The sequence below is a fragment of the Pseudomonas sp. HMSC057H01 genome, assembly GCF_001836405.1.
Lineage (GTDB): Bacteria > Pseudomonadota > Gammaproteobacteria > Pseudomonadales > Pseudomonadaceae > Pseudomonas > Pseudomonas aeruginosa.
Genome location: NZ_KV828374.1, coordinates 37802 through 47855, shown reverse-complemented (window position 1 = coordinate 47855; position 10054 = coordinate 37802). Strand labels below are relative to the sequence as shown.

Below are 10054 nucleotides of genomic sequence, written 5' to 3'. Positions count from 1 at the left end.
CAACCCACTGTCCGGGATGGGTTGACCACTACAGTCTGCAAGCCGACGTACTCGAAGCCGTCAACGAGTTCCTAAGCCCTGGGCAAATGCTACCGCCCATAAGCAGGGATGCGCGCTTCAACTGCAATGTCAGCGTCTCCGTCAGCCGACGGAATGCCTTGAGCGAGGATGAGCTTTTCCACCTGTCCTGCTTCCTACATAAGCTGTTCGAGGCCATGGCCAGGTTCGGCGACCACCGTCCACGAGGCACTTTGCGCGAGAAGGTTATCCTGTGCATTCTGTTGTCGCTTACAGCGCCATGTACACCGACCCGAGCACGACTCCCGGAAATGCTGTGTCTGCAAGACTCCTTCTATAGCGAGTATGGGACGCATACCTCTGACGGTAAGAATACGGACCTGAATATCTCCGCCGGGAGAATCGTGGAGCATCTGCTTCGCGTGCTGCGCGCTCAGAATCATTGCTGACGAGACAGCCCCATTACCCGAAGCATGTAAACGTAGTGGTCCATCCGTTCCAGACAGTCTCGTGGTAGGCCACTATATGACTCCACCAGCCCGGCAACCTGCAAAGGGGCATGCGCCCAAAAGCCCGGCTCTAGCCGTGGTACTCGACCCAAAGCTGCCGCTGCTGTGGTGGAGTGGCTTGCAGCCACAAGAAGCCAGGCTTTCTCGTCCCAGCCCTCATAGAAACCGAGCATCTGAGCAACATGTCATTCCTACGGGATTTTCGCCGAGTAGTCGCGCGCGCGGCATTTCGTCTTCTGGCAGACAGGCTGCCAAAGCCCAGAAGCACGAAAGAAAGCCTGCACATTCTTGTCCCCCGTTGGGATGCCAAATTGGGCGACTCGATCGTTTCGTCTTTCTTCTTTCGTGAGGCTCGCAGACTCAATGCCCGGGTGACCGTGCTGACGGTCGTAGAGCTTGCCCAGGCGCACACGCAGGACTTTGGTGTGGATCAGGTCGTGATCACGAACGCCAATCCTGGAGTACTCGAACTTCGCCGCTTGGCGCAGCAGCTTGGACAGGTCGATGTCGTGGTGCATCTGGTAGGAAGGATCCAGCCTGCGGAGATCCTGTTTTTGCGACTGCTGCGTCCGACCCGCGTGTACTCACTCGATGACCGTTTACGCTGCGTCAATCGCAAGTTCGGTGAAACAACTGCTGGTCTCGACATGGCCGAGCGCTACCGACGTGTACTCATGGACTTGGGTGCAAGTATGGTCGATAGGAAGTACATCGTCCCCCTTCCTGACACGATGCCGAACCCCACCCTCGCCCCGAAAATCCTACTCAACCCCTACGCCAGCCGCCCAGACAAATGCTTGGCCTTCGACCGATCCGTGAGCTTGCTACACGCCATCGCCGATGCTTATCCAACCCGGTCTGTCGGCATCCTGTGCAGCCCCGCGACCCAAGAGGATGCGCTGCGCATGGAAGTCGCGGTGGCTCGAAGCAACGTGCACGTCGTCCACGGACTGGCATCCCCCAAGGATGTCGCCGGGTACATCCGCTGCGCTCAGGTCGTGGTCAGTGTCGACACGGCCATCGTACACATGGCGGTCGGCCTAGAAACAAGGCTGGTGGCAATCTACCCAGACGTAGATGGACAAGCCAACCCGTGGCTGCCCCCACCCTCTCCGTTGACCCGTGTCGTCTATAGCCAGCAACACCCTGGCCAAATTCGGCGCACCGGCAAAAAGGACATGAATGCATTCTCGCTCGAGGCTCTGTTGGACAACCTTCACGAGTTGTTGGCTACTACACCCGAAACTGAACAACTCCATTCGATCAGAGCGCGGAAAGTGCCTGGCCTGGGTGCCGCGAATGGAACCCTCGCTCGACAGTTGCCCCTGATCAGCCAGGACTTCCCCGAGGTAGCCGACTGTCACCCCGGGACCATAAATTTGGAGCTCGAATGTCCTCTAGAAGTGACGCAGCCCGACCATCGCACCGCTCCGCTCGCCTGGACCCCGAGCGGACGGACGACTGAAGTATTCGACTTGGTGCGAATTGAGCTCGAGTTCGGCCCGTTACCAACGCGAGTGCCCGCATGGTTGTACGTTGCCCACGGATCCCCTCACCGCTGCACACCGACTGTTCATGAGGTGATCGCCCGGCAGTTAAACCTGAGCGAGGTCCGTGAGTGCCAGGTTCATCTACGCGCAAGCGCCGTAACACTGGCACGCCCAGATCAACAAACGGCTTCTATCAGCCGCTCGCTTTCCCCCAGCCAATAGCCAGGGTCAGCTTCGATGTGCAGGAATAGTTTGGCTAGCAAGGTACCGCCAGAGAGAAACTCTTCAACAGACTCCATACGCCTAGCCGTACGCCGAAAGTAGGTGTTGTAAAGCTTGAGCATGGTTGCATCTGTCACCAGAAAATCTGCAACGCTCACATCCTGGCGACGCATCACCTCACAGCTTGCGAAGTTGTACCGTGGACGGTAGCCGGGGTCGACGACATCTCCGGCAATAGGCACCAGCTCGTCAGCAGATTGCGCCACGATGTCCTTGATACGCCCAGGATTACCCCAGCAATGGGCACCTCCTTCCAACCCAGTAGCCAACGCCCGGGCAAGCAGGGGGTTTCCCGGTTGGGACGCAAAAATACATTCACTATGCCAATGCAGCTTATGACTGAGACCTGCCGGAAACAGCGCGCTGGTTGGGTCGCGCAAGAACAGTGTGTCCGCATCTACCCATGCGCCTCCATGTCGATGGACGAAGGCCATGCGGATGAAGTCGCTCTTGGCAACTATGGCCTCAATTCCCTTTGCCAGAGTGAATGGCAATGGCTCAAAGGCCCATGCTTTACCAAGGATTCGTGGGTCGATCAGGTCCAGGACCGTTCCCGGTGTAAGCAATAGAAAGCGCTCACCCAGGGCTCTACGCATCGAGACCAATGCCAGCGCGACATAGGCTGGCATGACCTGCCCAGGGGGATTTTCCCAATAGCTCACATATCGAACGGAACCATGAAGGCAGCTGTTCACGGGTGAATCGCCCTGCCATTGGTACTTAGCAACCCGGCATTTGTCAGGTACTCCCTCAGCAACACCAAGGAAGGAGCACATTGCGGCTGACCTAGAAACTCGTTACCCAAGGCAGACTTGTACAGGCGCAGCCAGGTCGGCGCAGGCACCTTCGGCAGGAAGGCGGCGAGCGATTCTCGGTTGCCCTCCCCGAACAGCAGGCGCAGGGTGCGCAAGATAGGTTGGTAGTCCCGCGCAGACAACAGCTCCGCAACGGTATCGTCCAGCCGTTGCTCGACCACCACACTATTCAGCCGATCCTCGACCGAGGCATCGCCCAGGGCCACTCGGGGATCGATCGCCACCGGATAGATTGCGCGGAACGACTTTGCACCGCTACGCATGGACTCATAAAGCACTTTGTCGGCAGTAGATCCGGTAACCAACACATCGTCGCCGAAGATCACATGCACACCGCTCCAACGATAGAAATTTTCAGCCGGAATGACGTGATCCTGGACCAGATTGACGCGCTCGCGCTCCTCGGTGCTGAGGTTTGCGTAGTCCTCACAAGGTGGCGCAATTCTAGGCAGCTTGACGTTGATGATGGTGGGCAACGCCATATGCGCTAGTTTGACGTTGACCTCTTCGACCACGATCTCATAGAGCACGTTCGCCGTTGACGGCACGTTGCGCCAACCGGTGGTCATCATCACCACATTGTCACCACAGGCCTTGGCATTCCGGAAAAGGCACGACCACTGCGAGTCCGGCCTATCCAGCTCGCCGCAGAGGTAATCGATGAGTTGTCGAGCGAGATATTGGATGTCACCCACACTGCCGTATTTGGCACGGCTGTAGACCCCGGCCAGCGCCGAGGCATCGGCACCCGTATCCATGTCTCGGAACAGCCCCGACTCGGCGGGTGTCAGGCAGTGCAGGACAGTACCGCCGAAAATCGAAACATACTCGGCCATGCTGATCAGTCCGCGTGCGAACAGGTCGGCAGAGAACGCACGGAAACCTGTCTTCACATCATCAGCACAGGGCTGAGCGGAAGCCTGACGAAACATCGTCAATTGGACATCAACCGGCCTCGTAAGCACCTCAGACCAGGGCAGTGATTTTCCGGGGGTCATCATGTTCAAGGCCGTTCAAGTCCTTCTGTCAAAGTTGCTGGTGCACCTGGTAGCGCCAGGGTGTCGAGGGCGACATCAATTCGTCGGCGCCTCTCGTAGTAACTAATGCGCTGCAGCCCCAAAGGCTGCAGGGCCGTGAGCAGCTCGGCAATGCCTGCACCGGCGTCACTCGGGTCATGGGTATCGGACCCAACCGTGAAGGGCACTTCGTGCGCGATAAGCTGAGCCACCAACTCTCGAGACGGATAAGACCAAAAGCCCTGAACCTCCCTCCCCGTTGCAGGATCCAGACTCGACTTTCGAAGACCTGAGGCATTGAGCTCGAATGCAATACCGCTTCGGGCGAGCGGCGCCAGCAAAGGTTCGAAACGGCGCAGGAAGATGTCTTCCGGCACGCCACGCAGCAAGGTGTCGGCGTGCCCTACGGCATCAAACAGTCCGCTGTCTAGCAGACCTTCGAGATTTGCGAAGTAGCGGTCCAGGAACGCCTGTCCGGCCAGGCGCGGCAGCTCCCAGACCTTCACCATGGTTTCGTCTGGAACTTCCACGTAATGAATTGAGCCGATTACGAAGTCCATCGGGTAACAAGTAAGCAGCTCGCGATTGAAGGCGTCGGTGCCTGGCATGTAGTCGAGCTCCAGGCCGCACAGGATGGTGATCTGCTCCTGGTAGCTATTCCGCGCCCGCTCGATGTCGGCGAAATAGCGATCAAGTTCGGACGCGAGCAGACGATTGTCGGTATCCACGGGGAACGGCGCGTGGTCGGTGAGGGTTAGGATGGTCACGCCGGCGGCGATCGAGGCGCGAACCAATTCATCGACGGTGCCGGTCGCATGCTTCGAATAAAAGGTGTGGCTGTGTGAGTCGATCATGCAGCCTCCCACTGTTCGAGCAACCCGGCATGACCTGCCAGCTCCTTCACCAGCCAGTAGGGGTTGTTCGCCTTGGCAATGATTGAACGCAGCAGGTCCGTCTTCTCCAGGCGCGCCAGCAACTCAGTCAAGGGTTGCGTATAGAGTGCTCGGGTCAATGGTGTCTCCCGCACGTGCGCAACTAGCCGTTGCCAATCGACCCGGTCAAAGTGAATGTTGCCCAGGCGCTGGTTCTCGATGCCATATAGGTATACGTCGCCGTTCGGCTTCACCGTGACATCCAAACCGTTGGCCTGCGGCGGTTTGTTCAGGCTTCCGAAGGTGAAGCGTTTGTTGACCTTAGACTCGATCGCCTCGATGTAGCCCAGCATGTCCAGATAACCCGGTGCGGTTCCAGGAGCGGGATGTACCAGGTTCTTGTAGTCGATGCCGAAGCACTCACCGCCCGCGACCAGCACGTCTTCCAGCACACTTCGCGGCTCGATGGTTGCCTCAACCCCCCAGCGGGCCAGTTCGGACTTCAGATACTCGCGAGTGAAGTCGCGATCCGTGTCGATCGAGCGGAACGAGAAACTCAGACCGGACGGGCACCGGCTCCGCAGGTAGTCCAGACTGAAGCCATGGGCCCGCCATTTGACTTGCTCAATGTGGTGACTGTCGGCACTCAGGCGGATGTTGCAGACGTCGCCATTGCCCAAGACGATGCGGTTGGTGGTGTCGTAGAAGTCCGCCATCTTGTCGTGTGGGTAGAACCCACTAGTGATGAACTCGAAGCACTTGCCACCTTCGGACAACCCGAGGATCTCGTGGAACACTTTGACGTTGTTGAGCGGCTCGCCTTCGCCGCTGATGGAGATGCGCTTGACCTCCGGGGCATTGATCAACCTAGCGAGGTTTTCCCGCGCCAACGTTGATAGCTCCATGCTGATGCCCGCCTTGTGCTTGTCGGCGTACATACAAAAGGCACAGCCGATTCCGCATATCTGGGTGATGTCGATGTAGAGAAGATGACCTTGGAGATCCATGTCCGATGACTCTGTAATGCCTCGCGCCAACAACGCGGGCAAATGTCCTAAAGGAAACGTAACGCTGGCCATGCAAGCCCGCGCTCCGTATGCAAAGGGGGATGCAGGTCAGCCCCAGTACGGGACGTTGACCTGCAATTGCTGGATCTGCACCGAGTGCAGATGAATGAGGCGGTTCAGTATCCGGTGCTCTTAACGCAGACTGCTCCGGGTATTCCGCAAATTGCGTCGTATCTATCGCGAGCCAATCAGCCCACTCGGCAGAACGCCAATCCTTGATACCCGGCCGGACTATTCAGAATTGGCAGATCCAATTGCTCATCGCGCATGAACTCCAGCTGCATAACGTTACCGCGGATGATCTCGTGTGCACCGACGGCCTGCTCAGCAATGCTAAGCAAGCGAGCATGATTGGTTTCGCCTTGCTGACCCGCCATTAGGCGCAGCGCCGGATTTTTCAGGCTTTGCTGCAGCCGCTGACCGAACCCGGCATGACGTTCCTTGAACTCATTGGCGAGATGCGCAGCCAGATCCATTTCCCCCAAACGAGCCAGCACCTGCAACCGCCCCTGCGCAGACATCACCCAACCCCGGTAAGCGGCCGCAAACTCGCCGGGCTGCAGATACTCAAACGAACGCTCACTCACATGCTGCAATAGCCCACCAAAGTAACTTTGGCTCTCTGCGAGCTGGCTGTTAGCAATACCGAGCTGCTGCTGCATCATCGCGGCATTACGATACAGCCCGGCCTCGCGTACATGCTGCAGGGCTGCATGTAAAGGAGCCAGCCGGCTGATCATCTGCCTGACATCTAGCCACTCGACACCCTGCCGGATGTCGTCGAGCTTGCCATCCATGTGTCTAAGCTGGTTCTCGATACCCTGCAGCTTGTACAGCGTTAGCGCAAAGCCCGCGACACTGACCGCCAGATTGGCCACCTCCAGCCCCATGATCAACTGCTGTTGCACACCGAGCATTTGCAGTTGCTCAGCCTGCTGACGCAGCAACTGGACATGCTCGGCCCCCTGTTTGAGCAACTGTTCGGCAGTATCGCGTTCCAGCAGCACACCTTCCTGCAGCCACATCACGATCTGCTTGTCAGCCACCCTGCGGATGACGCCACCGATACGTTCATAAACACCGTTTTTCAGCCCCTCGGCAATCGCCTCCGGCACATCGAAGATCACATTTAGCTCAGCCATCGAAAGCTCCATTCATGAAATCAGTCGCGGCCTCGGCACGAGCCTTGAGACGCAGCATGGCGATTTGCAACACGCAAGGGATGGTGACCCGGTAGGCTGGGCCGGCCAGATCCACGGCGGTCCAGATACCGGCTATCACCCAGCCGACCGGCCCGGCTAGCGCGGCGACGGCACGACCGCCAGCGAAGGTTCCCCCAGCAACCACCGCACTGCGCAGCCCGTGCCCAAGCAGCTGCTGAGCCATCGAGTTCACGATCACCGTCGAAGTGCGATAGAGGATTAGCCGTGCTACGGTCGGCACTACCAGCCCACTCAGTGCCGAACCATTCAGCAGAGCCGTCATCTTGGTCTTGTCGAGCCCCGCCTCGCGCAGAATCACTTCCAGCTCGCGGCGATCCTCGCCCGACGACTTCTCCAACGCCTGACGGAGGATCGACTGCACCATCGCCTCCTCCAGTTCAATGAGTTCCATTGAGCCAGCCCCCTTGACCTTAAGCTTGCTGGCAACATCCCGGACCACCTCGGTGTAGGAAGGCCCGCTCTTACGCCACAGGTTGACGAAGCTGTTCCCGCCGAACAATCGCAGCTCATCAAGGATCGAACTGGCATAGCGGCGGTGTTCCGGGTGGCTGCGCTTGAAGTCCACTTGCTTCGACAGCGACTCGGTATTGGCCTTGAGGATGTACTCCACCAGAGGTTCCAGATCATCATTGCTGGCACGCTCCAGAAGCTGGCGGGTATTGCTGATATCGATGCTGGTCACTACAGCGACTCCTTGTTCTGCTGGCAAGCGTCCTGACTGATCAGCCCCGCTCTATGGGTCAGCGCGGCCAGTCGGCTCGCATGCTCATTACCGGACATAGTTAATCCTTTATCGTTTTCTCTGCTCACCTGGTACACATCATCTGTACATCACGCATGAGCATTTGAGCTGCGCTTCCCAGTGGCATATGCCGCTTTGCCCGCCAACTGCAGCGCGACAACCACGACAGCACCCGCGGCGAAACAGATGACGTTGGTGAGCAAGAACTCCAACGGGGAGATCGTAGGGTTCATGAGAGACTCCTTCGGGTCGGGGACACTAATCGTGAATGGAATGAGGTAAGCGACTCGCAAGCCGTGCGCCGCAACTGCTACAAAACTTACTGCCAGCGGGAGTCGACGCGTGGCATTCAGGGCACCCCTCCTTGAGCAGCATTTTCTGGCGCATGTGGCCAATCTGGATGACGCATGGCACCGTCACCCGGTAGGCCGGGCTGGCCAACTCGAAGGCCGTCCAGATGCCGGTAATTGCCCAGCCGACGGGCCCTGAGAGCACCGCCAATCCCCTGCCCATGGCAGCGCCCCCGGCAAACGCGACGCCCCGGCCGACCAGGCTGCTCATCGTTGCGCTGGCCACTACCGCGGCAAGCCGGTAGGCAGTCGAGCTGGCACTCAGGCTGGTGATCAGCGCTGCCAGGGCAGCCGCGCCCATTCCCGGCCGGTAGCTGGCCCCCATCGACTCAAAGAAGGTTTCTTTGTCTTCCTCGCTCATGCGACCAATCGACTGCTCGACCACCTTGGCGATGATGGCCATTTCCATCTGCGCGCAATCGCCCGTCCCGGCCTTCGAGACACCCACGTGAGAAGCAACATCGCTCAGCAGTTCTACATAAGACACGCCGCTGCCGCCCCGGAACAGGTTCATCAGCGAGTTGCCGCCAAACCGCGTGAGCTCTTCGGCGACCAATGCGCGCTCGTAGTCGCCGACTTCACCCTCCTTCGCCGCGGTCAGTTGGCGGCAAATCGCTGAGGACAACGAGATCCGCCCCTTACCGCTGTCGGTGATGACGTCGATCAGCAGCCTAATATCGTCAGCGCTAGCGCTCATCAGCACGCCAGCCAGGTCGGCGTCATGAATGATTGACATACTGCGATTCCTCTTGAATGTTCGATGAACTAGTCGCCGATGTTCGGGTCGTGTGGAGTGCCCCGGCTCACTAGCGCACCAGCTACTGCGGCCAGCGCAACGCGAGGCTGGGCGGCATGGACTGGGCGGAGCATCAAGGCATTGAGCTTGAGGCAGGCGAGGCGGCGCCATTCATCCCTCGCGGTTGCGCGCTTGATCTCTGGAGAGGAGCCAACCCCCATCGGGCGGGCATCGGGGTGAACCTTACATTCGCGCAACACCTTTTCGACCGGGCTGCCGAAGTCCAACTGGCCGTCGTTATGCAGTTTCACAGCAGCAGCCAGGTAATCGTTGATGCTGCCCATGGCGTTGGCCAAGGCAACCCAGTCCTGGGGGCGCATAAGTAGGAAAGCCGGAGGAACACCAAGGACATCGGCGATTCGATCAAGCGTGTCGAGGTCTGGATTAGCTGCAACTTCGCCACGCTGTGACTTCAATGCCCGGAGGGTGCTGCGGGCAACACCTGTTTCGCGCTGTATGCGGGTTGCCGTGATTGGCCCTGCAGTGCCGTTATCGCGCGGCTTGCCGGCAACGGCCAGCACGGCGCAAAGGTTATCGCTGAAGTACTGGCCCAGCGCCTTGGGCGGACCATCTGGCAGGTTTCTATCCATGGCAATCTTCCGTGTTGCGATGACGGAAGATTAAGCGTGGCAAATCGCCATTACAAACAAGAGTGGAGCGCATACACTCCAAACACCAATGAAAATGGAGCACAAGCACTCCACTCCCTATGCATCCTCATTGACCCTGTTGGTCTGTCCAATGTGAAAAGACCCAAAGCGATCTCGGTGGTTTGGCAGCTGCCTTGCTCAACGGTGGCTGCTCATCATTTGATTAGCACGCGTCTGCCAATCCGCTTGAGAGCCAGAGCGTCCGGGCAAGATCAGCTGCCTTG

Annotated in this window: 11 protein-coding genes; 2 read left to right on the top strand and 9 right to left on the bottom strand. The window is 58.6% G+C overall.

Annotation, left to right across the window (positions count from 1 at the left end; genetic code table 11):
* Together HMPREF2581_RS33390 and HMPREF2581_RS00230 are read left to right on the top strand one after the other, a co-directional pair.
* The coding region (locus HMPREF2581_RS33390) for a hypothetical protein (RefSeq protein ID WP_049264935.1) at positions 1-467 on the top strand (467 nt) is incomplete at its 5' end.
* 242 nt (positions 468-709) lie between these two features.
* A complete protein-coding gene (locus HMPREF2581_RS00230) occupies positions 710-2239 on the top strand; it encodes a glycosyltransferase family 9 protein (RefSeq protein WP_016254336.1) in 1530 nt (509 codons plus the stop codon).
* Here the strand turns inward: HMPREF2581_RS00230 and HMPREF2581_RS31445 are convergent.
* From HMPREF2581_RS31445 to HMPREF2581_RS00195, 9 genes are all read right to left on the bottom strand, one after another.
* Complete coding sequence (locus HMPREF2581_RS31445; RefSeq protein ID WP_071535558.1) at positions 2194-2928, bottom strand: glycosyltransferase family 32 protein; 735 nt, start codon at positions 2926-2928, stop codon at positions 2194-2196. The two genes, HMPREF2581_RS00230 and HMPREF2581_RS31445, sit on opposite strands and share 46 nt — an antisense overlap.
* A gap of 62 nt (positions 2929-2990) precedes the next feature.
* Complete coding sequence (locus HMPREF2581_RS00225) at positions 2991-4112, bottom strand: hypothetical protein (RefSeq protein ID WP_003137189.1); 1122 nt, start codon at positions 4110-4112, stop codon at positions 2991-2993.
* Positions 4113-4117: 5 nt separating this feature from the next.
* Entirely contained in the window at positions 4118-4984 is an 867-nt protein-coding gene (locus HMPREF2581_RS00220) for a histidinol-phosphatase (protein ID WP_003137191.1), read from the bottom strand.
* Positions 4981-6009 carry a radical SAM family protein gene (locus HMPREF2581_RS00215; RefSeq protein ID WP_016254333.1) on the bottom strand — a complete coding sequence of 343 codons (1029 nt, stop codon included), beginning with the start codon at positions 6007-6009 and terminating at the stop codon, positions 4981-4983. The genes HMPREF2581_RS00220 and HMPREF2581_RS00215 overlap by 4 nt, the downstream gene beginning before the upstream one ends.
* A 248-nt stretch (positions 6010-6257) precedes the next feature.
* Positions 6258-7211 (bottom strand): hypothetical protein, encoded by a 954-nt coding sequence (locus tag HMPREF2581_RS00210; protein ID WP_003137195.1) that lies wholly within the window; start codon positions 7209-7211, stop codon positions 6258-6260.
* The gene (locus HMPREF2581_RS00205; RefSeq protein ID WP_003137196.1) at positions 7204-7974 is read right to left on the bottom strand and encodes a YaaW family protein; all 771 of its coding nucleotides are present in this window, start codon (positions 7972-7974) and stop codon (positions 7204-7206) included. Before HMPREF2581_RS00205 ends, HMPREF2581_RS00210 begins: the two co-directional genes overlap by 8 nt.
* Before the next feature lie 149 nt (positions 7975-8123).
* The gene (locus HMPREF2581_RS33110) at positions 8124-8267 is read right to left on the bottom strand and encodes a hypothetical protein (protein WP_016254331.1); all 144 of its coding nucleotides are present in this window, start codon (positions 8265-8267) and stop codon (positions 8124-8126) included.
* Between the two features lie 25 nt (positions 8268-8292).
* Positions 8293-9120 carry a zinc-ribbon domain-containing protein gene (locus HMPREF2581_RS00200; RefSeq protein ID WP_016254330.1) on the bottom strand — a complete coding sequence of 276 codons (828 nt, stop codon included), beginning with the start codon at positions 9118-9120 and terminating at the stop codon, positions 8293-8295.
* A gap of 29 nt (positions 9121-9149) precedes the next feature.
* Entirely contained in the window at positions 9150-9770 is a 621-nt protein-coding gene (locus tag HMPREF2581_RS00195) for a helix-turn-helix domain-containing protein (protein WP_016254329.1), read from the bottom strand.
* Between the last annotated feature and the right edge of the window lie 284 nt (positions 9771-10054).